At 62.3% G+C, this 23,175-nt stretch carries 26 protein-coding genes and 4 tRNA genes; 18 read left to right on the top strand and 12 right to left on the bottom strand.

Going from position 1 to position 23,175, the window contains the following annotated elements:
* Positions 1 to 6: 6 nt before the first annotated feature.
* Positions 7 to 324: a YbeD family protein gene (locus IB243_RS25940; RefSeq protein ID WP_010467220.1), complete on the bottom strand. Its 318-nt coding sequence runs from the start codon at positions 322 to 324 to the stop codon at positions 7 to 9.
* A 276-nt stretch (positions 325 to 600) separates the two neighbouring features.
* Here IB243_RS25940 and IB243_RS25945 point away from each other — a divergent pair, with 276 nt between their 5' ends.
* The 9 genes from IB243_RS25945 to IB243_RS25985 all read left to right on the top strand — a co-directional run bounded on the left by IB243_RS25945 (position 601) and on the right by IB243_RS25985 (position 7,770).
* A complete protein-coding gene (locus IB243_RS25945; protein WP_192429987.1) occupies positions 601 to 1,074 on the top strand; it encodes an ATP synthase subunit I in 474 nt (157 codons plus the stop codon).
* A 19-nt stretch (positions 1,075 to 1,093) separates the two neighbouring features.
* Positions 1,094 to 1,972, top strand: coding sequence for a F0F1 ATP synthase subunit A (atpB, locus tag IB243_RS25950; protein WP_010467223.1), 879 nt, complete (start codon positions 1,094 to 1,096; stop codon positions 1,970 to 1,972).
* A 54-nt stretch (positions 1,973 to 2,026) separates the two neighbouring features.
* Positions 2,027 to 2,296, top strand: coding sequence for a F0F1 ATP synthase subunit C (gene atpE, locus IB243_RS25955; protein WP_007847749.1), 270 nt, complete (start codon positions 2,027 to 2,029; stop codon positions 2,294 to 2,296).
* A gap of 34 nt (positions 2,297 to 2,330) precedes the next feature.
* Positions 2,331 to 2,801: a F0F1 ATP synthase subunit B gene (locus IB243_RS25960; protein WP_007847746.1), complete on the top strand. Its 471-nt coding sequence runs from the start codon at positions 2,331 to 2,333 to the stop codon at positions 2,799 to 2,801.
* Positions 2,802 to 2,811: 10 nt separating this feature from the next.
* Positions 2,812 to 3,354: a F0F1 ATP synthase subunit delta gene (locus IB243_RS25965; RefSeq protein ID WP_010467227.1), complete on the top strand. Its 543-nt coding sequence runs from the start codon at positions 2,812 to 2,814 to the stop codon at positions 3,352 to 3,354.
* 42 nt (positions 3,355 to 3,396) lie between these two features.
* Positions 3,397 to 4,950, top strand: a complete 1,554-nt coding sequence (gene atpA, locus IB243_RS25970; protein ID WP_010467229.1) for a F0F1 ATP synthase subunit alpha — start codon at positions 3,397 to 3,399, stop codon at positions 4,948 to 4,950.
* Positions 4,951 to 4,968: 18 nt separating this feature from the next.
* Positions 4,969 to 5,835 (top strand): F0F1 ATP synthase subunit gamma, encoded by an 867-nt coding sequence (gene atpG, locus IB243_RS25975; RefSeq protein ID WP_010467230.1) that lies wholly within the window; start codon positions 4,969 to 4,971, stop codon positions 5,833 to 5,835.
* Positions 5,836 to 5,868: 33 nt separating this feature from the next.
* Positions 5,869 to 7,275, top strand: a complete 1,407-nt coding sequence (atpD, locus tag IB243_RS25980) for a F0F1 ATP synthase subunit beta (RefSeq protein ID WP_010467231.1) — start codon at positions 5,869 to 5,871, stop codon at positions 7,273 to 7,275.
* Between the two features lie 78 nt (positions 7,276 to 7,353).
* Positions 7,354 to 7,770, top strand: coding sequence for a F0F1 ATP synthase subunit epsilon (locus IB243_RS25985; RefSeq protein ID WP_010467232.1), 417 nt, complete (start codon positions 7,354 to 7,356; stop codon positions 7,768 to 7,770).
* A 105-nt stretch (positions 7,771 to 7,875) separates the two neighbouring features.
* Here the strand turns inward: IB243_RS25985 and IB243_RS25990 are convergent, their stop codons facing one another.
* From IB243_RS25990 to IB243_RS26015, 7 genes are all read right to left on the bottom strand, one after another.
* On the bottom strand, positions 7,876 to 8,472 hold the full coding sequence (locus tag IB243_RS25990; RefSeq protein WP_225585371.1) for a hypothetical protein: 597 nt from the start codon (positions 8,470 to 8,472) through the stop codon (positions 7,876 to 7,878).
* Positions 8,473 to 8,486: 14 nt separating this feature from the next.
* The gene (locus IB243_RS27215; protein WP_225585372.1) at positions 8,487 to 8,708 is read right to left on the bottom strand and encodes a hypothetical protein; all 222 of its coding nucleotides are present in this window, start codon (positions 8,706 to 8,708) and stop codon (positions 8,487 to 8,489) included.
* A 173-nt stretch (positions 8,709 to 8,881) separates the two neighbouring features.
* Entirely contained in the window at positions 8,882 to 9,175 is a 294-nt protein-coding gene (locus IB243_RS25995; RefSeq protein ID WP_192429988.1) for a DUF4148 domain-containing protein, read from the bottom strand.
* A gap of 82 nt (positions 9,176 to 9,257) precedes the next feature.
* Positions 9,258 to 9,545, bottom strand: coding sequence for a hypothetical protein (locus IB243_RS26000; protein WP_010465399.1), 288 nt, complete (start codon positions 9,543 to 9,545; stop codon positions 9,258 to 9,260).
* Positions 9,546 to 10,011: 466 nt separating this feature from the next.
* The gene (locus tag IB243_RS26005; RefSeq protein ID WP_192429989.1) at positions 10,012 to 10,551 is read right to left on the bottom strand and encodes a TPM domain-containing protein; all 540 of its coding nucleotides are present in this window, start codon (positions 10,549 to 10,551) and stop codon (positions 10,012 to 10,014) included.
* A 2-nt stretch (positions 10,552 to 10,553) separates the two neighbouring features.
* Positions 10,554 to 11,495, bottom strand: a complete 942-nt coding sequence (locus IB243_RS26010) for a YgcG family protein (protein WP_192429990.1) — start codon at positions 11,493 to 11,495, stop codon at positions 10,554 to 10,556.
* A 37-nt stretch (positions 11,496 to 11,532) separates the two neighbouring features.
* On the bottom strand, positions 11,533 to 12,144 hold the full coding sequence (locus tag IB243_RS26015; RefSeq protein ID WP_010467264.1) for a LemA family protein: 612 nt from the start codon (positions 12,142 to 12,144) through the stop codon (positions 11,533 to 11,535).
* A 231-nt stretch (positions 12,145 to 12,375) separates the two neighbouring features.
* Here IB243_RS26015 and IB243_RS26020 point away from each other — a divergent pair, with 231 nt between their 5' ends.
* The 3 genes from IB243_RS26020 (at position 12,376) to IB243_RS26030 (ending at position 14,481) form a co-directional block, all read left to right on the top strand.
* Entirely contained in the window at positions 12,376 to 12,825 is a 450-nt protein-coding gene (locus tag IB243_RS26020) for a nuclear transport factor 2 family protein (RefSeq protein WP_057225606.1), read from the top strand.
* Positions 12,826 to 12,890: 65 nt separating this feature from the next.
* Entirely contained in the window at positions 12,891 to 13,913 is a 1,023-nt protein-coding gene (locus tag IB243_RS26025) for a YheT family hydrolase (RefSeq protein ID WP_192429991.1), read from the top strand.
* A complete protein-coding gene (locus tag IB243_RS26030) occupies positions 13,906 to 14,481 on the top strand; it encodes a DUF2946 family protein (RefSeq protein WP_192429992.1) in 576 nt (191 codons plus the stop codon). The genes IB243_RS26025 and IB243_RS26030 overlap by 8 nt, the downstream gene beginning before the upstream one ends.
* Before the next feature lie 78 nt (positions 14,482 to 14,559).
* Here the strand turns inward: IB243_RS26030 and IB243_RS26035 are convergent, their stop codons facing one another.
* The 4 genes from IB243_RS26035 to IB243_RS26050 form a co-directional block, all read right to left on the bottom strand.
* The gene (locus tag IB243_RS26035) at positions 14,560 to 15,420 is read right to left on the bottom strand and encodes a cytochrome c5 family protein (protein ID WP_192429993.1); all 861 of its coding nucleotides are present in this window, start codon (positions 15,418 to 15,420) and stop codon (positions 14,560 to 14,562) included.
* 161 nt (positions 15,421 to 15,581) lie between these two features.
* Positions 15,582 to 17,000, bottom strand: a complete 1,419-nt coding sequence (locus IB243_RS26040) for an efflux transporter outer membrane subunit (protein WP_192429994.1) — start codon at positions 16,998 to 17,000, stop codon at positions 15,582 to 15,584.
* Complete coding sequence (locus tag IB243_RS26045; RefSeq protein ID WP_192429995.1) at positions 16,993 to 20,148, bottom strand: efflux RND transporter permease subunit; 3,156 nt, start codon at positions 20,146 to 20,148, stop codon at positions 16,993 to 16,995. Before IB243_RS26045 ends, IB243_RS26040 begins: the two co-directional genes overlap by 8 nt.
* A 13-nt stretch (positions 20,149 to 20,161) precedes the next feature.
* The gene (locus IB243_RS26050) at positions 20,162 to 21,445 is read right to left on the bottom strand and encodes an efflux RND transporter periplasmic adaptor subunit (RefSeq protein WP_192429996.1); all 1,284 of its coding nucleotides are present in this window, start codon (positions 21,443 to 21,445) and stop codon (positions 20,162 to 20,164) included.
* A 192-nt stretch (positions 21,446 to 21,637) separates the two neighbouring features.
* On the opposite strand from IB243_RS26050, the gene IB243_RS26055 reads away from it, so the two are divergent.
* From IB243_RS26055 to IB243_RS26080, 6 genes are all read left to right on the top strand, one after another.
* Positions 21,638 to 22,297 (top strand): TetR family transcriptional regulator, encoded by a 660-nt coding sequence (locus tag IB243_RS26055; protein WP_192429997.1) that lies wholly within the window; start codon positions 21,638 to 21,640, stop codon positions 22,295 to 22,297.
* A gap of 96 nt (positions 22,298 to 22,393) precedes the next feature.
* A tRNA-Arg gene (locus IB243_RS26060) sits at positions 22,394 to 22,469 on the top strand.
* Between the two features lie 100 nt (positions 22,470 to 22,569).
* Positions 22,570 to 22,655 (top strand) — tRNA-Tyr (locus IB243_RS26065).
* A gap of 75 nt (positions 22,656 to 22,730) precedes the next feature.
* Positions 22,731 to 22,804 (top strand) — tRNA-Gly (locus IB243_RS26070).
* A 62-nt stretch (positions 22,805 to 22,866) separates the two neighbouring features.
* Positions 22,867 to 22,941: transfer RNA gene (locus IB243_RS26075), tRNA-Thr, on the top strand.
* Positions 22,942 to 23,015: 74 nt separating this feature from the next.
* A partial coding sequence (locus tag IB243_RS26080; protein ID WP_255509277.1) for a GTP-binding protein occupies positions 23,016 to 23,175 on the top strand: 160 nt, incomplete at its 3' end.

Below are 23,175 nucleotides of genomic sequence, written 5' to 3' on the forward strand. Positions count from 1 at the left end.
CCCGGGCTACAGAACCACCTTCACCATGGGATGCGACGACAGCGCACGGTACAGGCCGTCGAGCTGCTCGCGGCTGGTCGCAGTGATGGTGATGGTTACTCCGAGGTAATTGCCAGCGCGGCTGTCGCGAAGTTCAATGGTGCCAGCGTCAAAGCTTGGATCAAACTGGCGGGCCAATTCAGTGACAGCATGCACAAAGCCGTCCACCTTGGCGCCCATGACCTTGATGGGGAACCTGGAGGGGTATTCGATCAACGAGTCTTTGCGCGGATCGTTAGTCTGTGCGTCGAGGCCGTTGGCAGGTGGTGGGCTGGAGGATGTCATGGTGAATGCTGCTTCGGTTTCAATAGCTGGCAGGGCTTTGCCATTGTGCGCCAGCGGGGTTGTCGTACTAGCGCCTGGCGCACGACGGCATGCCCCAGACCAGTGCATGGCGGTGCGGAAGAAAGGAAAAAAGCCGTTGGACTGTCGCCACAACAGAGCACACACACGCACCGGTTTCAGTCCGGGCTTGCAAGTCTTTGTCGAGCGTCACGGGTTTTTACTTATAATTAGAGGCTTTGTGAAAGTTGCAGTCTGTAACGCGGGCGTCATTCAACGATGAAAACAATCCCGCCTGAGACTGAAATTGAGGCTGAAGAATCTGACTTCAAGCCCCTGACGGCCCAAGAGGCAGAGCAGTGGCGCAGTCGCAATCCTTCCATCTCGGTATGGAAGGTGGTGGCAGGTCAGGCGCTGGTCGGAATGCTGGTGGCCCTGGTGGCCTGGGTTCTGACGGGCAGGGCATCGGTGGGCTGGTCTGCAGCTTATGGTGCGCTGGCTGTGGTGGCTCCGGCAGCTTTGTTTGCGCGCGGTGTGTTGCGTCATTCGGCGTCTTCCAATCCGCGTGCTGCCATGGTGGGGTTCTTTGGCTGGGAGATCGCCAAGATCGTGCTGACAGTGGCGCTGCTTGCAGTGGCACCTCGGCTGGTGCCGGGCTTGAGCTGGATTGCCTTGCTGGTTGGCATGGTGGTCGCAATGAAAACGTACTGGGTGGCACTTTTGGTGCGGCCTAGTGTCCGAAAAACCGATTGATATAGAGAAGAGTTGTCCGATGGCCGCAGAAGCGCACGCTCCGACTGCAAGTGAATACATCGTTCACCACCTGCAGCATCTTCAAAACGTCAACCAGACCAAGATTGTTGATTTCACCGTCATCAACTATGACTCGATCATCGTGGGTTTGGTTCTGGGTGCCCTCACCCTTTTGATTCTGTGGTCAGCTGCCCGTAAGGCAACCTCTGGCGTCCCAGGCCGCTTCCAGGCTGCGGTGGAGATGCTGGTCGAGATGGTGGACAATCAGGCCAAGGCCAACATCCACAACGCCGAAAGCCGCAAGTTCATCGCCCCTCTGGGTCTCACGGTGTTCGTCTGGATCTTCCTGATGAACTTCATGGACATGCTGCCTGTGGACCTGCTGCCCGCCATCTGGGCCCAGATTTACGGTGCTGCCGGCCATGACCCTCACCACGCCTACCTGCGTGTCGTGCCGACGGCCGACCTGTCGACCACCCTGGGCTTGGCGTTTGCCATCCTGATCCTGCGCTTCTGGTACAGCGTCAAAATCAAGGGCGCTGGCGGCTGGGCGCACGAACTCGTGTCGGCGCCATTCGGCACCAGCAAGAATCCCATCTTCGCCCTGATCCTGGGCGTGGTGAACCTGCTGATGCAGATCATTGAATATGTCGCCAACACCGTGTCGCATGGCATGCGGTTGTTCGGCAACATGTACGCTGGCGAACTGGTGTTCATGCTGATTGCCCTGATGGGCGGCGCAGCTGCACTGTCGCTGTCGGGTGTGCTGCTGCCTGTGGGCCACGTCATCGCTGGCACCATCTGGACGCTGTTCCACATTTTGGTGATCTCGCTGCAAGCGTTCATCTTCATGATGCTTGCGCTGATCTACCTCGGTCAGGCGCACAACGCGCACTAAGTTTCCCTTTCGCTTTTTCTTTCCTTAACTTTTCTTTTTTACTCAGGAGTCATCATGGAAAACATTCTCGGTCTCGTCGCTCTGGCTTGTGGTCTGATCGTTGGTCTGGGCGCTATCGGCGCTTCCATCGGTATCGCACTGATGGGTGGCAAGTTCCTCGAATCGTCGGCACGTCAGCCTGAACTGATCAACGAACTGCAAACCAAGATGTTCATCTTGGCCGGTCTGATCGACGCTGCCTTCCTGATCGGCGTGGCCATCGCCCTGCTGTTCGCATTCGCCAACCCCTTCGCTTCGACGTTCTTGGCCAACCTGCCCAAGTAAGTCCCGTTCAACGCCACTCTAGAAAGGTGTTGCCGTGAGTATCAACGCGACCCTGTTCATTCAGGCCATCGTCTTCTTGATCCTGGTGTGGTTCACGATGAAATTCGTGTGGCCCCCGATCGCGAAGGCGTTGGATGAACGAGCCCAGAAAATCGCCGAAGGCCTCGCTGCTGCCGACCGTGCCAAGTCCGAACTGACCGCTGCGAACCAGCGCGTCGAGAAGGAATTGTCACAGGCGCGCAACGAAACGGCCTCGCGTCTTGCGGACGCCGACCGACGTGCCCAGGCCATCATCGAAGAAGCCAAGGCACGCGCCACGGAAGAGGGCAACAAGATTGTCGCTTCCGCACGTGCCGAAGCCGAACAGCAAACCGTGCAAGCCCGCGAGGCCCTGCGTGAGCAGGTCGCTGCGCTGGCCGTCAAGGGGGCTGAGCAGATTCTCCGCAAGGAAGTCAATGCCGGCGTTCACGCCGACCTGCTCAACCGCTTGAAGACCGAGCTGTAAGGGGACACACATGGCTGAACTCGCCACCATTGCCCGCCCTTACGCGGATGCTCTGTTCAAGGCCGCGACTGCGGGTGCGGGCATGGACCTGGCCAGCACTGCTGACTGGGTCGATGAACTGGCGGCCATTGCCGCCAACCCCCAGTTGCGCCAGCTGGCGGACAACCCCAAGGTGACCGCAGACCAGGTGTTTGCAGTTGTCACGGGTGTGGCGCGCTCGGCGCTGTCCGACACGGCCAAGAACTTTCTGCGCACGGTCATCGACAACGGGCGCCTCAACGCGCTTCCGGAAGTGGCTGCGCAGTTTCGTGCCCTCGTGAATCGCCGTAGCGGCTCTTCGGATGCCGTGGTGTACAGCGCCTTTCCGATGGACAGTGCCGCACTGTCCGAGGTCAGCGCAGCGCTGGAAAAGCGCTTCGGCCGCAAGCTCAATCTCGCCGTTCAGCAGGACGAGTCTTTGATTGGCGGCATTCGCGTAGTGGTGGGTGACGAGGTGCTGGACACTTCGGTCAAGGCCCGTCTTGAACAAATGAAAGCGGCCCTCACCGCGTAACACGCGGCGAGGACAGCGAACCAAAGAAAGAAGGAAAGAGTCATGCAACTCAATCCCGCAGAAATTTCTGAACTCATCAAGAGCCGCATCGAAGGTCTGGCTGCCAGCAGCGATATCCGCAATCAGGGTACCGTGGTGTCCGTGTCGGACGGTATCGTGCGCGTTCACGGCCTGTCGGACGTGATGCAAGGTGAAATGCTTGAGTTCCCCGCCACCAAGGACGGTCAACCTTCCTACGGTCTGGCTCTGAACCTCGAGCGCGACTCCGTCGGCGCCGTGATTCTGGGTGAGTACGAACACATCTCGGAAGGCGACACCGTCAAGTGCACGGGCCGCATTCTGGAAGTGCCCGTGGGCCCTGAGCTGATTGGCCGCGTGGTGAATGCTCTGGGCCAGCCGATCGACGGCAAGGGTCCCATCAACGCCAAGCTCACCGACGTGATCGAAAAGGTCGCTCCGGGCGTGATCGCCCGTAAATCGGTGGACCAACCCCTGCAGACCGGCCTGAAGTCCATCGACTCCATGGTGCCTGTGGGCCGTGGCCAGCGCGAGCTGATCATTGGTGACCGCCAGACCGGCAAGACGGCCGTGGCCATCGACGCCATCATTGCCCAGAAGGGCCAGGGCGTGACCTGTATCTACGTCGCCATCGGTCAGAAGGCTTCGTCGATCAAGAACGTTGTGCGCGCACTGGAACAAGCCGGTGCCATGGACTACACGATCGTGGTGGCCGCATCGGCCTCCGAATCGGCCGCCATGCAGTACGTGTCGGCCTACTCGGGCTGCACGATGGGCGAATACTTCCGCGACCGTGGCGAAGACGCCCTGATCGTGTATGACGACCTGTCCAAGCAAGCCGTGGCTTACCGCCAAGTGTCGCTGCTGCTGCGTCGCCCACCAGGCCGTGAAGCCTATCCTGGCGACGTGTTCTATCTCCACAGCCGTCTGCTCGAACGCGCAGCCCGCGTGAACGCCGATTACGTCGAAGCCTTCACCAAGGGTGAAGTCAAGGGCAAGACGGGTTCGCTGACGGCTCTGCCGATCATTGAAACGCAAGCTGGCGACGTGTCCGCTTTTGTGCCTACCAACGTGATCTCGATCACGGACGGCCAGATCTTCCTGGAGACCAGCCTGTTCAACGCCGGTATCCGCCCCGCCATCAACGCCGGTATCTCGGTGTCGCGCGTCGGTGGTGCTGCCCAGACGAAGCTGGTGAAGAACCTGTCCGGTGGTATCCGTACCGACCTGGCCCAGTACCGTGAACTGGCTGCGTTCGCGCAGTTCGCTTCCGATCTGGACGAAGCCACCCGCAAGCAGCTGGACCGCGGTGCCCGCGTGACCGAACTGCTCAAGCAGGCGCAGTACAGCCCGTTGTCCATTTCGTTGATGGCCTCTACGCTGTTTGCAGTGAACAAGGGCTTCATGGACGACATCGATGTCAAGAAGGTTCTCGACTTCGAACACGGCCTGCACCAGTTCCTGAAAACCAGCCACGCCGCTCTGCTGGCCAAGCTGGAACAGGCCAAGGCCATGGACAAGGACGCAGAAGCCGAATTGACCGCTGCCATCGGCGCGTTCAAGAAGTCGTTCGCTTAAACCGGACGAGGAGCCATCATGGCAGCAGGCAAGGAAATACGCGGCAAGATCAAATCGGTGGAAAACACCAAGAAGATCACCAAAGCCATGGAAATGGTGGCTGCATCCAAAATGCGCAAGGCGCAGGAACGGATGCGGGCTGCCCGCCCTTACAGCGAGAAGATCCGCAACATTGCAGCCAATCTCGGCCACGCCAATCCGGAATACGTGCATCCGTTCATGAAAGTGAACGATGCCAAGACGGCGGGCGTGATCGTGGTGACGACCGACAAGGGCCTCTGTGGTGGCATGAACACCAACGTGTTGCGCGTCGTGACGTCCAAGCTGCGTGAGCTGCAGGGTGCTGGCGTGTCCACCGAGGCGGTTGCCATCGGCAACAAGGGCCTGGGTTTTCTGAACCGTGTCGGCGCCAAGGTGGTTTCGCACGTGACGGGTCTGGGCGACACCCCCCATCTGGACAAGCTGATCGGCCCCGTGAAGGTGCTGCTCGATGCGTATGCAGAAGGCAAGATCAACGCGGTGTACCTGAGCTACACCAAGTTCATCAACACCATGAAGCAGGAGTCAGTGGTGGAGCAGCTGCTCCCTCTGTCGTCCGCGCAGATGCAGGCCGAGAAGACCGAACATGGCTGGGACTACATCTACGAGCCCGATGCACAGACCGTGATCGACGATCTGCTGGTCCGCTATGTCGAGTCCCTGATCTACCAGGCGGTTGCGGAAAACATGGCGTCCGAGCAGTCGGCACGCATGGTGGCCATGAAGGCTGCCACCGACAACGCCGGCAGCGTCATTGGCGAGTTGAAGCTGGTCTACAACAAGACGCGCCAAGCAGCGATCACGAAAGAACTTTCGGAAATCGTATCCGGCGCCGCAGCTGTGTAAGCGGCTCAACCAACATCTAAATTGGAGCGAAAAATGGCTCAAGTGCAAGGCAAGATTGTTCAATGTATCGGCGCTGTGGTGGACGTTGAGTTCCCGCGCGACCAGATGCCCAAGATTTACGACGCTCTGAAGCTCGACGGCTCGACCCTGACGCTGGAAGTGCAGCAGCAGCTGGGCGACGGCGTGGTGCGTACCATTGCGCTGGGGTCTTCCGATGGCCTGCGCCGCGGCATCATGGTGACCAACACCCACGCGCCGATCACGGTGCCCGTGGGCAAGGCCACGCTGGGCCGCATCATGGACGTGCTGGGCGCGCCCATCGATGAACGTGGTCCTGTCAGCCAGGAACTGACGGCATCCATCCACCGCAAGGCCCCTGCGTACGACGAACTGTCGCCTTCGCAAGAGTTGCTGGAAACCGGCATCAAGGTGATCGACTTGGTCTGCCCGTTCGCCAAGGGCGGCAAGGTGGGTCTGTTCGGTGGCGCTGGCGTGGGCAAGACCGTGAACATGATGGAACTCATCAACAACATCGCCAAGGCCCACAGCGGTCTGTCGGTGTTCGCTGGTGTGGGCGAGCGTACCCGCGAAGGGAACGACTTCTATCACGAAATGGCCGATTCCGGCGTGGTGAACCTGGAGAAGCTCGAAGAGTCCAAGGTTGCCATGGTGTATGGCCAGATGAACGAGCCCCCAGGCAACCGTCTGCGCGTGGCGCTGACCGGCCTGACCATCGCCGAGTCGTTCCGCGACGAAGGCCGTGACGTGCTGTTCTTCGTGGACAACATCTACCGCTACACCCTGGCCGGTACCGAAGTGTCCGCCCTGCTGGGCCGTATGCCTTCCGCCGTGGGCTATCAGCCTACGCTGGCTGAAGAAATGGGCCGTCTGCAAGAACGTATCACCTCGACCAAGGTGGGTTCGATCACTTCCATCCAGGCCGTTTACGTGCCTGCCGATGACTTGACCGATCCATCGCCTGCCACGACGTTTGCCCACTTGGATTCCACCGTGGTGCTGTCGCGCGACATCGCTTCGCTGGGTATCTACCCCGCCGTGGACCCTCTGGACTCCACCAGCCGCCAGCTGGACCCGAACGTCGTGGGTGAAGACCACTACGCCACGGCCCGTGCGGTGCAAGGCACGCTGCAGCGCTACAAGGAACTGCGCGACATCATCGCCATTCTGGGGATGGACGAACTGGCTCCTGAAGACAAGCTGGCCGTGGCCCGCGCGCGCAAGATCCAGCGTTTCCTGTCGCAGCCTTTCCACGTGGCCGAAGTGTTCACGGGCTCGCCAGGCAAGTACGTTCCACTGTCGGAAACCATCCGTGGTTTCAAGATGATTGTGGCCGGCGAATGCGATCACCTGCCAGAACAAGCTTTCTACATGGTGGGCACCATTGACGAAGCCTTCGAAAAGGCCAAGAAGGTGGCCTGATTGCCCGGCGGCTGAGCAGCCCTGTGCTGCCCGGCCATCCTGAGCAATTCAGCAACCCCTCTTTTCCTAGGAGCAATGATGAACACCATCCACGTTGATGTGGTCAGTGCCGAAGAGTCCATCTTCTCCGGTGAAGCGCGTTTCGTGGCGCTGCCTGGTGAAGCTGGCGAGTTGGGCATCTATCCCCGCCACACCCCGCTGATCACCCGTATCAAGCCGGGCTCGGTGCGCATCGAAATGGCTGACGGTTCCGAAGAGTTTGTCTTCGTGGCCGGTGGCATTCTGGAAGTGCAGCCCAACTGCGTGACCGTGTTGTCCGATACCGCCATCCGTGGCAAGGACCTGGACGACGAGAAGGCCAATGCCGCCAAGGCCTCTGCTGAGGAAGCCCTGAAGAATGCCAAGAGCGAGATCGACCTGGCCAAGGCCCAGTCTGAACTGGCCGTGATGGCTGCGCAGATTGCAGCGCTTCGCAAGTTTCGCCAGAAGAAGTGACTCTGGACCTTGCGGATCCGCCCAAAAAAACCCGGCCATGCCGGGTTTTTTTTATGCCCGCTTCGTGCAAAAGACGTGAGCTACGTGAGGCGACCGTGGAGTGACTCAAGGCAAAGGCAACGCTGGGGATGCTTCTACCAGACGGATCTGTAAACCTTCACAGGCCACGGAGAGCTCATTCCCCGTATCCGCCTGAAGCAGCAGGCGGCTGGCCAGAAAGGCGCGCGCTACGGCCAGCGAGCGTACGCCAAACGACAGTGATTCAATCCGCAGATGGCGTCCGGGAACCAGCTCCAGGGAGATGTCGGGCGTGAGCGCAATCGAATGCCCGGAGTGCGAGCCGGCGAGCGCTCGCCATTGGCGCCCGAGTGTTTCGATATCTGGTGTGCCCATGCGTATGGCGCGCAGTCCAATGATCCCCAGAGGGCCACCCTCACGATGCAGCAGGGCCTGCCGATGTTGCGCACGGCGGTGTACCGGCGTGGCAGCTTCTGACCAGGGGTAGATGGCTGCGTGCGGGTCCCATTCGCAAAAGAACACGCAGCAGCTGGGGGCGGACAGGTCGAGCAGCACCGCATTGGTGAAATTTGTGACCAGCTCGCCCTGGGTGTTCTCGGACTGGAAGGTGCGGGGAGGCTTGTTGGTGATGCCTGCCTCATTCACCCACCCGAGACTTTCTGACAAGGGCTGGGCCGGCTCCAATGCAAAGCCGTGGATCAGGGGCGGTTGCGCATGGGCGGGAAGATCGCTATTGGAGGTGGCTGCCCAAAACTCCAGGTCCGTGTTGCCCGCATGGACCCACCGTACGTGGCGAAATCGGTGCGCTGCAAGGGCCAGGCGACGGGCAGGCCGAAGGTCTCGCTGAAGCGCCTGAACAAAGGCTCGACCGCGTCGAGCCGCAGCATGACATGGTCAACGGAGCGGTAGCTGGAAGGCATCTTGGTGTTCGGGGTTGGTGGCGAGACTATTGTCCGGGCATCCCCGTTGGATGGGGCCTTTTGAATTACAGCCCACGGCCCCATGCAAAAAAGGCCGGGGCCCCTCACGGGACCCCGGCCTTTTTGGCGTCTGCAATCACCCGCCCCATGCGCAATGCATGGGGCCTTGGGAATTACATGGCGCTGAATTCGCCCGAAGGGATCTGGCCAGTGCGCAGGGCTTCAGCAGCCTGAGCACGCACCGCAGCGCGGTCAGCGGTGGACTTGTAAGTCACCACACGCGAGCCAGCAGGCTCGATGGAGCGGGTCTGTGCCACGGTAGCGGCTTCAGCAGCCACTTCGGCGCGGGTGCGGTTCGTGTCGAACTTGGTGGCGAACTGCGAAGCATCGGCTTCGTCAGCCTGGGCACCGAAAGAAGCGAAAGCGGCCACAGCGGCGATAGAGAGGAAACGTGCGGTCTTGTTCATGGTGAAACTCCAGTGAAATTCAAAAAATGGGGACGAGGTACTTGGGAATACGAAAACGTGTGAACCGTGGATTCAACAAGAATCAACCACGCTCACCCGAAGGGATCTGGCCGGTGCGCACGGCATCCGCAGCCTGGCTGCGCACAGCAGCGCGGTCAGCGGTGGACTTGTAAGTCACTACACGCGAGCCAGCAGGCTCGATGGAGCGGGTCTGTGCCACGGTAGCGGCTTCAGCAGCCACTTCAGCGCGGGTGCGGTTCGTGTCGAACTTGGTGGCGAACTGCGAAGCATCGGCTTCGTCAGCCTGGGCACCGAAGGAAGCGAAAGCGGCCACAGCGGCGATGGAGAGGAAACGTGCGGTGTTGTTCATGATGAAAATCCTTGAAGTTAAAAAAGCGTCTCAAAAAAACCGGAACAAAGAGCGAGAGAGGAAAGCTGCTTCAAACCGGGTTCGGTGAGTCGCCTTGCGGGTTCGGCTCATCGATGGGTTGAACTGTACGCGGGTAGAAGCGGAAGAAAAACCACCGGGTCGCAAACTAACTGTTCCAGTATTGGAAACAATGCGTCGGGAACTTCGCGTGGAGTCCCCTGCTTTGGTGGATGGCGGCGTCCGAAAGAAGGGTTTTTAGAGGAAAACCCTGCTGCCGATTTGGGACAGTGAAAATCGAACGAAGGAGCGCACTATGCCACACGGCGAGTTCAGCGAGGACACTCCGAAACCAGGTCCCTGCGGTGTTCCAGCGCTTTTTTTTGGAGGGCCTTCTGGCCTGTCCATGGCACTCGAGACCACCCCTGTTTTCGGGGAGTCTGATCACGGGGATACGTCGCGTGGGGCGCTAGCGAATCACCGGTGCGTCGGGCAATTCGTTGTGCCCGGGGGTGTCCGGGGGGCGTGGAAAGTGCCGGACGAGGCGGGACGAAACTGCCTCGATGGCCTGCACGAGGCCCTCTTCGTACTCCAACTGGCGAAAGCGAGGGGCCATGAGCGCAATGACATCGCGCCATTCGTCCGGTGCCACATGGCGGGCGAGGCCCCGGTCGGCCACGATCTCTATCGCGTGCTCGGGCAGCAGCAGGTAGATCAGCACGCCGTTGTTGTGCTCGGTGTCCCACACGCGGTATTTGCTGAACAGCATGAGGGCGCGTTCGCGCGCACTCGCATGCCGGCGTAGGTAACTCCAGGGCAGGCTGGCTTCGGCGACGATGCGGATCTGGCCCATGTGCTGCTGTTCGCTGGCGGCCACCTGCGCGGCGAGGCGCTCCAGGGTCTCACCAGGCAGCGCACGGCGCGCCTGGGGCTCGCACCACCGGTGGCGCACCAGGCGCCAAAGTGCAGCTGGTAGAGCGGTGATGGAGGTGGCTGTTGCTGATTCCATGTTCACCAGTCCCCCGAGGCGCCGCCGCCTCCAAAATCCCCAGCGCCGCCCGAGCTGAATCCGCCACTGTCGCTGTTGCTGCCACCGCCGCTCCAGCCGCCGCCGGCACCAGCCCCCCAACCTCCGGTCGCCGCACCGCCTCGGCCACGCCGGGGGCTGCTGCTGCCGCCGGAGCCACCGAAGATCCAGGTGTAGAGCAGTGCGAGCAGGCCCGCGCCGCCCGCCACGATCAGGCTGGAGGTGACCACGAAGGCCAGGAAACCCACACCCCCACCCATGAGAAGGCCACCCAGGCGGCTGCCAAAAATGCTGCGCGCCAGGGGCCCAGCCACGATCACGCCGAAAAAGAGGAAGACGGCGAGGTCCGTCCAATCGAATCCGTCGCGGCTGCTGTTTGGGCTGTGGGTCGTGTTGTTGCCGCTGCTGGCGGGTGCTGGCAACGCTTCGCCGGCAATGCGTGCGGAGAGCTGGGTGATGGCCGCGCCCAGCCCGCCTGCATAGTCGTTTTGCTGGAACCGGGGTTTCATGGCGCCGTCGATGATGCGCGCCGCTGCAATGTCGGGGATGGCCCCTTCCAGGGCCTTGGCGACCTCGATGCGCATCTTGCGGTCGTTCTTGGCCACGATCACGAGCACGCCGTCACCCACGTCGCGGCGCCCGATCTTCCAGGCGTTGCCCACGCGGTTGGCGAACGATGCGATGTCCTCGGGGGCGGTAGTGGGCACCATCAGCACCACCACCTGCGCGCCCCGGGTCTGCTCCAGCGTGTGCAGCTGTGTTTCGAGCGTGGCCTTGTCGGCGGCGCTCAGGGTGCCGGTCTGGTCGATGACGGGGCTGGTGAGCGCGGGCACGGGCTGCAAGCTGCCGTCGGCATGTGCCCAAGGCAGTGCAATTGCTATAAATAATATAGCTGTTAGCGCTTTATGGATAAGCGCTAGAGGCATATTTTTCTTAAATTTTCAGCGACGAGACGGGCTGCGTTCAAGGCTTGGGCTTGGACGCGGAGAAATCCACGGTGGGTGGTGCGGAGATCTGGGCCTCGTTGGCCACGGTGAAGCTGGGCTTGGGGGGATAGCTGAACGCCATGGCGGTCAGGTTGGTGGGGAAGCTGCGCGCGAGCACGTTGTATTCCTGCACGGTCTGGATGTAGCGGTTGCGTGCCACGGTGATGCGGTTCTCGGTGCCTTCCAGCGTCACGCGCAGGTCCCTGAAGCCCTGGTTGGCCTGCAGCGTGGGATACCGCTCAGAGACCACCATCAACCGAGACAGCGCACCCGACAATTCGCCCTGCGCCTGCTGGAACTTGTTGAATGCCTCGGGGTTGTTCAGGGTTTCGGGCGTGACCTGGATGGAGGTGGCTTTGGCGCGCGCCTCGACCACGCGGGTCAGGGTTTCCTGCTCGAAGTTCGCCTCGCCCTTGACGGTGGCGACGATGTTGGGCACCAGGTCCGCACGGCGCTGGTATTGGTTGAGGACCTCGCTCCACGCGGCCTTGGACTGCTCGTCCAGCCGCTGGAAGTCGTTGTAGCCGCAGCCGGTCAATGCGCTCAACGCCAGCACGGCGGCCAAAAGGGCAAGAATGCGTTGGATCATGGTGGGGTTTGCCAAGTGGGGTTCAGGGACAGGTTGGGGCACGGAGCCAAGACGCCAAGGTGCCAAAAACCGGATGCTCGGCAGATTCTGCAACAAGTGCAGCACCCGGCGCCACTTTCCGGGCGCGGCGCAAGGCTTTGGGAGATGGCCGCACAATAGCACCCTGCACATGGCGGGCCGCGCAGCCGCCATGCCATCCTACTTTGTCCCAGACGTCCCACCCCGACCACCATGCCCCGTTCCCGCGCCAGTGCCGCCACCCTCGGAGGTTCCTCGGACGACACCGAAGCCGCGTTCTACGAGGCTTTGCAGCGGGGCGACATCGAGCTTTTGATGGCCTGCTGGGCCGAAGACGACGACATCATTTGTGTGCATCCGGGCGGGCCCCGGCTGCTGGGTGCGGGGGCGATTCGCACTGCGTTCGAGGCGATGTTTTCGCATGGCACGGTGCGGGCGCGGCCCTTGCAGGTGCATCGCGTGGTGGCGCTGACGAGCGCTGTGCACAGCGTGGTCGAGCAGGTCGAGGTGATGCTGCCCGACGGTCTGCACCAGGCCGTGGTGCTGGCCACCAACGTCTATCACAAGACCCCGGAAGGCTGGCGCCTGGTGGCGCACCATGCGAGCCCTGGCGTGGCGCCGGACGCGCAGGTGGTGGATGCCCAGCGGCCCGTGCTCCACTGAGCGGCGGTAGGCTTGCATTCAAGCTTTTTTGCTGCCTGGCGCATGATCTGTAAGAGTTTATTGCTATGAAGTATGTAGCACCCCGATGGTTGCCTGGTGGCCAGCTACAGACCATCTGGCCGGCCCTGTATTCGCGCCGTGTGTTTGGCCCCCGCCCCGAATACCGCCGTGAGCGCTGGGACACGCCGGACGGGGATTTTGTGGACATTGATTTCCTGCAGGAAGAGGGCGCCACGGCGTCTGTGGCACCCCGGCCGCTGTTGGTGGTCTTTCACGGTTTGGAAGGCTCGTCGCGCAGCCACTACTGCGAGGCTTTTGCCGATCTCGCGCGCGAGCGCGGCTGGGCCTGCGCGTTGCCCCATTTCCGGGGTTGCAGCGGCGAGATCAACCGGGCGCCCCGCGCCTACCACTCGGGCGACCACGCCGAGATCGGCTGGATGCTGCAGCGCCTGCGGGCGTCGCACCAGGGGCCTTTGATGGCCGTGGGGGTCTCCTTGGGCGGCAATGCACTCTTGCGCTGGGCGGCCGAGGTGGGCGAGGACGCCGCGCGCAGCGCCGATGCCGTGGCTGCCGTGTGCTCGCCCGTCGATCTGGCCGCAGGGGGGCACGCCATTGGGCGCGGCTTCAACCGGCAGGTCTACACACGCATGTTCATGCGCACCCTGGTGCCCAAGGCGTTGCAGAAGCTGGCGCAGCACCCAGGGTTGTTCGATCGGCAGGCGCTGATGGCCGCGCGCGACTTGTATGCGTTTGACAACGTGTTCACCGCGCCGCTGCACGGCTTTCGCAACACCGAGGACTACTGGCAGCGGGCGTCGGCCAAGCCGTTGCTGCACCACATCCGCATTCCGGCCCTGGTGGTCAATGCGCGCAACGACCCGTTTGTCCCGGCCGCCAGCCTTCCGCTGCCGCACGAGGTGCGCAACGGGTTCGTCACACTGTGGCAGCCTCCGCACGGCGGCCATGTGGGTTTTGCCCATGGTCGCCTGCCAGGACATGTGCGCGCGATGCCTGACGCTGTGGGCGGATGGCTGGCCGAACACACAGAGGCCGGGGCGCGGGCGGGCGCACAATCGCCGCATGGATGACATCGTCAAACAGGCGCTGGCCAAGTGGCCCAACGTGCCCAACTGCTACGGCTGGCTGGGCCTGGACGCGCGTGGCCATTGGTACCTGCGCGATGACCAAGCCCAGGCCACTGGACCGTTCCCGCAGAGCAAGGGGTCCTTGCTGCAGCATGAAAAGCTCATCGAATTCATCGCACGCAATTTCGAACCCGATGGGCAGGGTCAATGGTTCTTCCAGAACGGGCCCCAGCGGGTGTATGTCGAGCTGGAAGCCACGCCCTGGGTCTGGCGCATACAGGCTGATTTTTCGGTGGTGTCCCACACGGGCAGTGGCGCGGCGGTGCAGGATTGTCTGGTGGACGCACAGGGCCGCGTTTACCTGACCACTGCGCAGGGTGTGGGCCTGGTGCACACACTGGACGTTCCGTTGGTGGCCGAAGCGGTGGAAGCCGGGCGCTGGCTTCCGCAGGCGGTGCGGGCGGAGGACCTGCCTGGCCGCTACGGCTTTGTCATGAGCCCGAGCAGCCGCTGGGCGGCGCAGGCCCAGGCTCCAACCAAGGCGCCCTCGGTGTCGGGCCCCCACCCATAAAAAAAGCCGGTCAGCAAGACCGGCTTTTTTGTCCCCGTGTTCCGCCCCGAAAGGTGCCGCGAGTGGACGGGTGTTGATTTACTTGGCGGCGGCTGCCATGAATTCGACCGCTGCGCGCAGGTCGGCGTCTGAAGCCTGTGCTGCACCGCCACGGGGAGGCATGGCGCCCTTGCCCTTGGCGACGCTGCTGTACAGCGCATCGATGCCAGCAGGCAGGCGGGCCGACCAGGCGGCCTTGTCACCAAACTTGGGGGCGCCGGCCACGCCAGCGGCATGGCACACCTGGCACGCCTGCTTGTACAGGGCTTCGCCAGCGCCCGCGGTTGCGGCAACCGGTGCGGCAGCGGCTGGAGCAGCCTCAGCGGCGGGGGCTGCCGCCGCCACCGGAGTGGCTGGGGCTGCAGGGGCTGCCTCTGCGGCTGCCGGAGCGGCGCCAGCGGCGGCGGGGGCTGCAGGTTCTGCAAATTTGGCGCCGGCAGCATTGGCGATGTAGGCCACGGCACGTGCAATTTCGGTGTCGTTGAAATCCCCGCCACCTTGCGGAGCCATCGCGCCCTTGCCCTTCAGGGCGGATTGCACCAGCGTTTCAAAGCCGGTTGCGATGCGGGCCGACCAGGCGCCGGCATCCGAAAATTTGGGAGCACCGGCAGCGCCTGTGGCATGGCACGCGGCGCACTGGCCCTTGTACACCTCTTCACCGGCCTTCAGAGGGCGGTTGGCATCACGGATCTCGACCATGCCCACCTTCTGGATGCGCTCGGCAATGGCTTTCTCGGGATTGGCGGCGCCAGCGGCTGGCTTGTCGGCCGACGTGACGTACAGAACCAAGCCAATGATGGCAAAGATTGGAATCACAAACGAGAAAAGTACCGCGACCAGCAACTGCTTGGGGTTCTTGATCGGGCCGGTATGGGCTTCTTCGTGGTGGTTGTCGCTCATGACGTCCTCTGGTGTATCGGGGGCTTTGATGAAATCAACCTTAAATTATATCTGCGGGGCTGTTGTTCTCCGGGTAAGGCCCGCGCACGCCGTGACCCTGATACACGGCACGACCCTGCGCGCGCCACAAACTGCGGCGCGTCAGGGGGCCGTCTTTTGTATCAGGATGGATTGCCTGCTGCTGCCGCTTCAGGTGCTCCGCCACCCAGGGCCTTGTACAGCGCCACCTGGTTTTGCAGTTGTGCGAGTTTGACCTGCACCACGGCCTGCTGCGCTGCGAACAGCGAGCGCTGCGCATCCAGCAGATCCAGGTAGCTCGACACGCCGTTGCGGTAACGCAGATCGGACAGCTGCAGCCGTGAGGCCTCGGCCTGGGCCTGCAGCTGCTGCGCCTGCGCCTGCTCGCCCAGCGTGGCCTGGCCTGCCAGTGCGTCCGACACTTCGCGGAAGGCTGTCTGGATGGCTTTTTCGTACTGCGCGATGGCGATGCCGCGGCCGGCCCGTGCGCTCTCCAGGTTGGCCTGGTTGCGGCCCGCATCAAAGATGGGCAGCAGCAGGGACGGCGCAATGGTGAATCCCCACGAACCGCTCTTGAACAGGCCCGACAGCTCTCCGCTGGCGGTGCCAGCTTGGGTGGTGAGCGAAATGCGCGGGAAGAACGCGGCCCTGGCAGCGCCGATGTTGGCGTTGGCTGCAATCAGCTGCTGCTCCGCCTGGCGGATGTCGGGCCGACGGGTCAGCAGTTCGGATGGCAGCCCCGCTGGCAACTGCGCCATGGCGGGGGCCGCTGCCAGCCTGCTGCCTGCGAGGCTGGCACGGATGTCGTCGGGCAGGGATTGCCCGAGCAGCAGTGCCAGGGCGTTTTCGTCCAGCGCGCGCTGGCGCTGCTGCTGGGCCAGCGTGGCCCGTGCGGCCTGGGTCAGCGACTCGGCCTGGCGGAAATCGAGCTCGGAAGCAACGCCTGCATCCAGGCGCATCTTGGTCAGGCGCACAGACTCGTCCCGCGAGGCTAGGGTCTGGCGTGACAGGTCCAGCAGCTCTTCATCGGCCAGCAGGTTCAGCCAGCCGTTGGCCACGGCGGCCACCAGGCTCACTTGCGCAGCGTTGCGACCTTCTTCGGTGGCGAGGTACTGCGCCAGGGCCTGTTCCTTGAGGCTTGCAATGCGGCCAAAGAAGTCGATCTCCCAGGCCGTGACCGCCAGGCCGACACTGAACGAGTTGGTCAGGTCGCCGGTGCCCGTGGCGGGCGCGCGGCTCGCGTTGGCGGCCAAGCCCACGCCCGGGTACAGGTCTGCCCTGCGCACCTGGAACGTTGCGCGTGCCTGCTCGATGTTGAGCACGGACACCCGCAGATCGCGGTTGTTGGCCAGGGCCACTTCGATAAGTTGGCGCAGCCGGGGCTCGGCGAAATAGTCCTGCCAGGGCGCTGCCGCTGCGGCGTTTGGCGTGGCGGCGGCGCTCGTGGCGTAAGTGGCTGGCACGGGCGCCGCGGGGCGCTCATACGTCGGTATGAACGAGCAACCGCCCAGCAGCAGGGCTGTTGCCAGCGCGATGGCGGTGGTACGTGGGTGACTAGTCATGGGTTCCAACTCCTGCTTCCTCTGCATGGCGGCGGTTCATTTCCTGCTGGCGCGCGCTGCCTTTGAACAGGCTGCGGACCACTACGAAGAACACGGGCACGAAGAACACGGCCAGCACCGTGCCAGTGACCATTCCACCCAGCACGCCGGTGCCAATGGCGCGCTGGCTGGCCGAACCGGCCCCCGATGCGATCACCAGCGGCAGGACCCCCAGGCCAAAGGCCATCGAGGTCATCACGATGGGACGGAACCGCAGGTGGGCCGCCGCCAGTGCCGACTCGATCACGCTCTTGCCCTGGGCCTGCAGGTCTTTCGCAAATTCGATGATCAAAATTGCATTCTTGGCAGACAGACCGATGATCGTGATCAGCCCCACCTGGAAGTAGACGTCGTTGGCATAGCCGCGCAGCAGGGTGGCCAGCAGTACACCCAGCACGCCCAGGGGCACCACCAGGATCACGGCCAGCGGGATCGACCAACTTTCGTACAGCGCTGCCAGGCACAGGAACACGGCCAGGATGGCGAAGCTGTAGAGGATCAGCGACTGTGCACCCGCCAGTTTTTCTTCGCGGGATTGGCCTGTCCACTCAAAGCCGAAGCCTGCGGGCAACTGGGTCGCGAGTTTTTCCATCTCGGCCATCGCGGCACCGGTGCTGAAACCCGGGGCGGGCGCACCCGATATGCGCATTGCCGGATAGCCGTTGTAGCGCACCGTTTGCTGCGCGCCGTTCGCCCAGCGCGTTGTGGCAAATGCCGAAAGGGGCACGGGCTTGCCCTGGCTGTTGCCGGCGTTGATCTTCAACAGGTCATCCGGTTGCATGCGCGCCGGGGCGTCGGCTTGCACCACCACGCGCTGCAGGCGGCCCTGGTTCGGGAAGTCGTTCACGTAGCTCGAGCCAAGCGCGGTGGACAGTGCCGAATTGATCGCATCAAACGGCACGCCCAGCGCGTTGGCCTTGTCGCGGTCGATATCGATCTGCAACTGCGGGGCGTCTTCCAGGCCATCCGGGCGTACCTGGGTCAGCACCTTGCTTTGCGAGGCCATGCCCAGCAGCTGGTTGCGCGCCTTCACCAGCGCTTCGTGCCCGGCACCCCCGCGGTCCTGCAGGCGGAACGTGAAGCCGCTGGCGTTGCCAAGCTCGGGAATAGGTGGCGGGCTCAACGGGAAGATGAACGCATCGCGGATGCCCATCAACCCCCCGAAAGCCCGGCTGGCGACGTCCTGTGCCGACTGGCCTGGGCCGTGGCGCTCGCTCCAGTCCTTCAATGTCACAAAGGCAAGGGCGGCATTCTGGCCCTGGCCGGAGAAGCTGAACCCCAGCACGCCCACCATGCTTTGCACTTCGGGCTGTTTGAGGATGAACTCCTCGACCTGCTGCATCACGGCCAGCGTGCGCTCTTGTGTGGCGCCGGGTGGCAGTTGTACGTTGACAATGATGTTGCCCTGGTCCTCGCTGGGCAGGAACGATGTGGGCAGCCGCATGTACACCACGGCCACGGCGCCAATGATGGCTGCGTAGATGACGAGGTAGCGCGCTGCCCGCTTGAGCATGCGCGAGACAAAACCTTCATACCCCTTGGCCGTGCGCGAGAAGCCACGGTTGAACCAGCCGAAGAAACCGCGCTTTTCATGGTGGTGGCCGGCTTCCACAGGCTTGAGCAAAGTGGCGCACAGTGCGGGCGTGAGCGACAGCGCCATGAAGGCCGAGAAAGCAATGGATGCCACCATCACTGCCGAGAATTGGCGGTAGATGTTGCCGGTGGACCCCGCAAAGAAGGCCAGTGGCACGAATACTGAAATCAGCACCACGGTCACGCCAATGATGGCGCCCGAGATTTGGCGCATGGCCTTGCGCGTGGCCTCCAGGGGCGAGAGCCCTTCTTCGCTCATGATGCGCTCGACGTTTTCCACCACCACGATCGCATCGTCCACCACGATGCCGATCACCAGCACCATGCCAAACATCGTCAACACGTTGATCGAGAACCCCAGCGCCAGCAGCGTGGCGAATGTACCCAGGAGAGCAATGGGCACCACGATCGTGGGGATGATGGTGTAGCGCCAGTTCTGCAGGAACAGGAACATCACGAGGAACACCAGCGCCACCGCTTCCACCAGGGTTTCTGCCACCTGCCTGATAGAGATGTCCACAAAGCGTGAGCTGTCGTACGGGATGCTCCAGCTCATGCCTTCAGGAAAGTAGCGCGAGAGTTCATCCATCTTGGCGCGAACGGCCTTGGCAGCTTCCAGGGCGTTGCCACTGGGGGAGAGCTGGACGCCGATGCCCACGGCGGGCTTGCCGTTCAGTCGTGCAGCGGTGGCATAGGCCTGGCCACCGAGTTCCACGCGTGCCACGTCCTTGATGCGCACCGTGGACCCATCGGTGTTGGCCCGCAGAACGATGTTGCCAAACTGCTCCACGCTGGAGAGCTGGCCGTTGACCACGACGGTGGCTGCGATCGCCTGGCCTGCGATGTTGGGCAGATCGCCGATGGTGCCGCTGGCCACCTGGGCGTTTTGTGCGCGGATTGCGGCCGTGATCTCGGCGGCCGAGAGGTTGAAGCTCACCATCTTGGCGGGATCGATCCAGATGCGCATGGCGCGCTCCGTACCAAAAAGCTGCGCCTGGCCGATGCCTTTCAGGCGTTGCAGTTCGGGCACGACGTTGCGCGATGCATAGTCACCCAGGGCCACCGTGTCCGTTGCCGGGTTGGTGGACGAGAGCATGGTGAACAGCAGAAAGTTGGAGCGCGATTTGTCCACGCGCACACCTTGCTGCGTTACGGCGGAGGGTAGGCGGGGCGTTGCACGTGACAAACGGTTTTGCACGTCCACCTGTGCCAGGTCGGCATTGGTGCCGGGTTGAAAACTCAGGGTGATGCTGCCGGAGCCATCGGCCTGTGCGACGGATTCCATGTAGATCAGCCCGGGCGAACCGTTCATCTCGCGTTCGATCACCGACAGCACGCTGTCTTCGAGGGTTTGCGCGGATGCACCGGGGTACGCTGCGTTGATGACGATGGCCGGGGGGGCCACTGGCGGGTACTGTGCAATAGGTAGCTGCGTGATCGCCACGCCGCCCATCACCATGATGAACAGCGCGATCACCCATGCAAAGATGGGGCGGTCGATAAAGAACTTGGCCATGCTGGAGTGCCCCTTATGGCTTCGATGCCGAAGCGGCAGATGCAGCAGGTGTGGCGGCCTGTGCCGAAAGTGCACCAGGTGCGGAAGCGCTTCCTGGGGCTTGCCATGGGACGGGTTTCACAGGTGTGCCCGGGGGCAGCATCTGCAGTTTCTGAAAACCGTCCACCATGACTTTCTCCCCCGCCTTCAGCCCGTCAAGAACCACCCACCGGTTGTTCTGGGCGGCGCTGACCTTGATGGTGCGTGGAGACACCTTGCCATCGTCACCCACTACGCTCACCGAGTCACCCTGCTGGGTGCGTGTGACTGCCTGCTGGGGCAGGGTGATGGCGTTACTGGCCTGTGCTTGTTCGATGCGTACGCGCAAATACAGACCCGGTAGTAACTCACCCTTGGGGTTGGGGACTTCCGCGCGCAATGTGACCTGACCGGTGGTGGAGTCCACCGACAGATCGGTGAACAGCAGCTTGCCTGCCTGGGCGTATTCGGTTCCATCGCCCAGAACGAGCTTGACGCTCGCGGCCTCTGCGCTTCCGGCGCGCTTGAACTGGCCGCTTTCCATGGCCCGGCGCAACTGGAAGACATCGCTGGCCGACTGGGTGAAGTTCACGTACACGGGGTCGATTTGCTGCACCACGGCCAGGGGGGTGGCTTCTCCTTGCCCCACCAATGCCCCTTCAGTAACCAAGGCGCGGCCTATACGGCCCGATATGGGCGATGTCACGCTGGCGTAGCCCAGAGTGATGTCGGCGGTGCGTACTGCGGCCTTGGCGGTGGCCACATCCGCCTGTGCCTGCTTCTCGGCGGCTTCGGCGTTCACGAAGTCCTGTTTGCTGATAGCGTTGGCAATTACCAGTGGGCGATAGCGTTCCACCTGCGCGCTGGCCTGCGCGAGGTTGGCCTGCGCTTTTGCCAGACTGGCCCGCGCACTCTCGGATGCTGCAGCATAGGGTGCAGGGTCAATGCGAAACAGTGGTTGTCCTGCCTTCACATCACTGCCTTCCTTAAAAAGGCGTTGCTGCAGGATGCCTGCAGCGCGAGCCCGTACCTGCGCAACCCGCGAGGCCTCGACACGGCCTGGCAATTCAGTGATCAACCCGACGTCGCCAGGGGTCGCAGTCACAACGCCGACCTCCACGGGGGGCATCTGCGGTCCTCCGGCTGCGGCTTGGCCGTCCGCCTTGCCACATGAGGCCAGTAGGAGCGCTGCCGCAGTAGCGGCGACCAGAGAGGCGGCCCTGTGAGTTGGGGAGGCGCGAAAGGAGGCGGTGGTAGATGCGTCACGGGATGTGGGCATGGGAGTCCTTTTGATTGGCGTCAAGGAAAGGGGTTGTAGGGGATGGCCCCTCGGTCGGAGGCAGTCCAAGATCAGAGCCCGACGAAATAAGTGCGCGATTATACATACAGACATGAATGTATAATTGCGATGCCCCGATGTCTTTGCATAAAGTGTGGGTACTTAGTATTGAACATAAGGAGGCAATTACCAATGGCGCGTCGAACCAAGGAAGATGCAATTGCCACGCGCAATAGCCTGATTGATGCGGCGGAGCATGTCTTCTGGGAGAGGGGGGTTTCGCGTGCTTCGCTGAGTGACATTGCTCAGGCCGCCGGTGCTACGCGGGGGGCGATCTACTGGCACTTCAAGGACAAGGTGGATCTCTTCAATGCCATGATGGACCGGATGACTCTTCCGTTAGAGCAGGGCTGCGGTGAGTTTGAAAGCAGTACTTGTCCGAATCCCGTGCAGCGACTGCGGGCTGTGATGGCGTTTGTGCTGCGCAGTGTGGCTTCTGACGAGCGAACGCGCAGGGTTTTTGAGATTGCGCTCTACAAGGTGGAGTATGTGGGTGAACTTGTGGGGGTTCGTGATCGCCACATGGCTGCGTCGGATGGTTTTACGCGGCAACTGGCGCGTGACTTTGAGCTGGGCGCGCAGGCGCAGGGGGTTGTCTTGCCTGTCGCGTCCATCGAGGCGGCGATTGGCTTGCATGCCTTGTTCGACGGGCTTATCAGAAACTGGATACTGAGTGAGGGGGGCTTTGATCTGGTGGTGGTTGGTGGGGCGAGTACCGATGCTTTTTTGCTGGGGCTGGGGTTGTCGCTCCCAGTGTCTGGGGATGCCGAGGCTCGCGGTCTCTCCTTGTGAAGTGGGTGTTTTGCTCTTCTCGTGTTGGGGTTGGGTGGCGCCGATCCTGGTGGGTTGGTTGCGTGCGATAATGTGGGGCTGCGTCAGTTTTACCGTGCGGCTGTAGCTCAGTGGATAGAGTATTGGCCTCCGAAGCCAAGGGTCGTGGGTTCGATCCCCGCCAGCCGCACCAGTGACGCATGCAGTCCTGAGTCTTTCTTGTGGGACTGATGGCGAGGATTTGGGAATTTCTTCGGGCCGCAAAAAACTAGTGCTATAATTCGAAATTCTCCGGAGGGGTGCCCGAGTGGCTAAAGGGGGCAGACTGTAAATCTGTTGGCTTACGCCTACACTGGTTCGAATCCAGTCCCCTCCACCAGTGAGCGAGTAGTGTTGAGGTCGATGTTTGGCTTTGCTTTTGGCTTTGTCAGGCGCGCAGAGGTTGTTGGCCGATGCGGGAGTAGTTCAATGGTAGAACCCTAGCCTTCCAAGCTAATGACGCGGGTTCGATTCCCGTCTCCCGCTCCATTGCTTGTTTGTGCTGGTTTGTTGAGTTAGCAATTTTGATGTCGCGCGAGCGGCGTCAAGTTGCCCATGTGGCTCAGTGGTAGAGCACTCCCTTGGTAAGGGAGAGGTCGCGGGTCCGATTCCCGCCATGGGCACCACTTTCAGGTGCGTCCGATTCTGGTTGCGCCGAAATCCAGTTGTATTGGTATAGATTTTTTTCGGAGTCGGAAAAATGGCAAAAGGAAAGTTCGAGCGCACCAAGCCTCACGTCAACGTGGGCACGATCGGCCACGTGGACCACGGCAAGACCACGCTGACGGCAGCGATTGCTACCGTGCTGTCCTCCAAGTTCGGCGGCGAAGCCAAGGCATACGACCAGATCGATGCAGCGC

The sequence above is a fragment of the Acidovorax sp. ACV01 genome (assembly GCF_014851495.1).
GTDB lineage: Bacteria > Pseudomonadota > Gammaproteobacteria > Burkholderiales > Burkholderiaceae_C > Acidovorax > Acidovorax radicis.

Bases quoted from the DNA above. Each gene is read 5' to 3' on its own strand.
- IB243_RS26015 (WP_010467264.1), bottom strand. From the start codon at position 12,144: ATGATCCAACGCATTCTTGCCCTTTTGGCCGCCGTGCTGGCGTTGAGC.
- IB243_RS26035 (WP_192429993.1), bottom strand. From the start codon at position 15,420: ATGAGCGACAACCACCACGAAGAAGCCCATACCGGCCCGATCAAGAAC.
- IB243_RS26030 (WP_192429992.1), top strand. From the start codon at position 13,906: ATGGATGACATCGTCAAACAGGCGCTGGCCAAGTGGCCCAACGTGCCC.
- IB243_RS25985 (WP_010467232.1), top strand. From the start codon at position 7,354: ATGAACACCATCCACGTTGATGTGGTCAGTGCCGAAGAGTCCATCTTC.
- atpB (WP_010467223.1), top strand. From the start codon at position 1,094: ATGGCCGCAGAAGCGCACGCTCCGACTGCAAGTGAATACATCGTTCAC.
- IB243_RS26045 (WP_192429995.1), bottom strand. From the start codon at position 20,148: ATGGCCAAGTTCTTTATCGACCGCCCCATCTTTGCATGGGTGATCGCG.
- IB243_RS26005 (WP_192429989.1), bottom strand. From the start codon at position 10,551: ATGGAATCAGCAACAGCCACCTCCATCACCGCTCTACCAGCTGCACTT.
- atpG (WP_010467230.1), top strand. From the start codon at position 4,969: ATGGCAGCAGGCAAGGAAATACGCGGCAAGATCAAATCGGTGGAAAAC.
- IB243_RS25945 (WP_192429987.1), top strand. From the start codon at position 601: ATGAAAACAATCCCGCCTGAGACTGAAATTGAGGCTGAAGAATCTGAC.
- IB243_RS26050 (WP_192429996.1), bottom strand. From the start codon at position 21,445: ATGCCCACATCCCGTGACGCATCTACCACCGCCTCCTTTCGCGCCTCC.
- IB243_RS25940 (WP_010467220.1), bottom strand. From the start codon at position 324: ATGACATCCTCCAGCCCACCACCTGCCAACGGCCTCGACGCACAGACT.
- IB243_RS25995 (WP_192429988.1), bottom strand. From the start codon at position 9,175: ATGAACAAGACCGCACGTTTCCTCTCTATCGCCGCTGTGGCCGCTTTC.
- IB243_RS26000 (WP_010465399.1), bottom strand. From the start codon at position 9,545: ATGAACAACACCGCACGTTTCCTCTCCATCGCCGCTGTGGCCGCTTTC.
- atpA (WP_010467229.1), top strand. From the start codon at position 3,397: ATGCAACTCAATCCCGCAGAAATTTCTGAACTCATCAAGAGCCGCATC.
- IB243_RS26055 (WP_192429997.1), top strand. From the start codon at position 21,638: ATGGCGCGTCGAACCAAGGAAGATGCAATTGCCACGCGCAATAGCCTG.
- IB243_RS25965 (WP_010467227.1), top strand. From the start codon at position 2,812: ATGGCTGAACTCGCCACCATTGCCCGCCCTTACGCGGATGCTCTGTTC.
- atpD (WP_010467231.1), top strand. From the start codon at position 5,869: ATGGCTCAAGTGCAAGGCAAGATTGTTCAATGTATCGGCGCTGTGGTG.
- IB243_RS26040 (WP_192429994.1), bottom strand. From the start codon at position 17,000: ATGACTAGTCACCCACGTACCACCGCCATCGCGCTGGCAACAGCCCTG.
- IB243_RS26025 (WP_192429991.1), top strand. From the start codon at position 12,891: ATGAAGTATGTAGCACCCCGATGGTTGCCTGGTGGCCAGCTACAGACC.
- IB243_RS27215 (WP_225585372.1), bottom strand. From the start codon at position 8,708: ATGCCTTCCAGCTACCGCTCCGTTGACCATGTCATGCTGCGGCTCGAC.
- IB243_RS26020 (WP_057225606.1), top strand. From the start codon at position 12,376: ATGCCCCGTTCCCGCGCCAGTGCCGCCACCCTCGGAGGTTCCTCGGAC.
- IB243_RS26010 (WP_192429990.1), bottom strand. From the start codon at position 11,495: ATGCCTCTAGCGCTTATCCATAAAGCGCTAACAGCTATATTATTTATA.
- atpE (WP_007847749.1), top strand. From the start codon at position 2,027: ATGGAAAACATTCTCGGTCTCGTCGCTCTGGCTTGTGGTCTGATCGTT.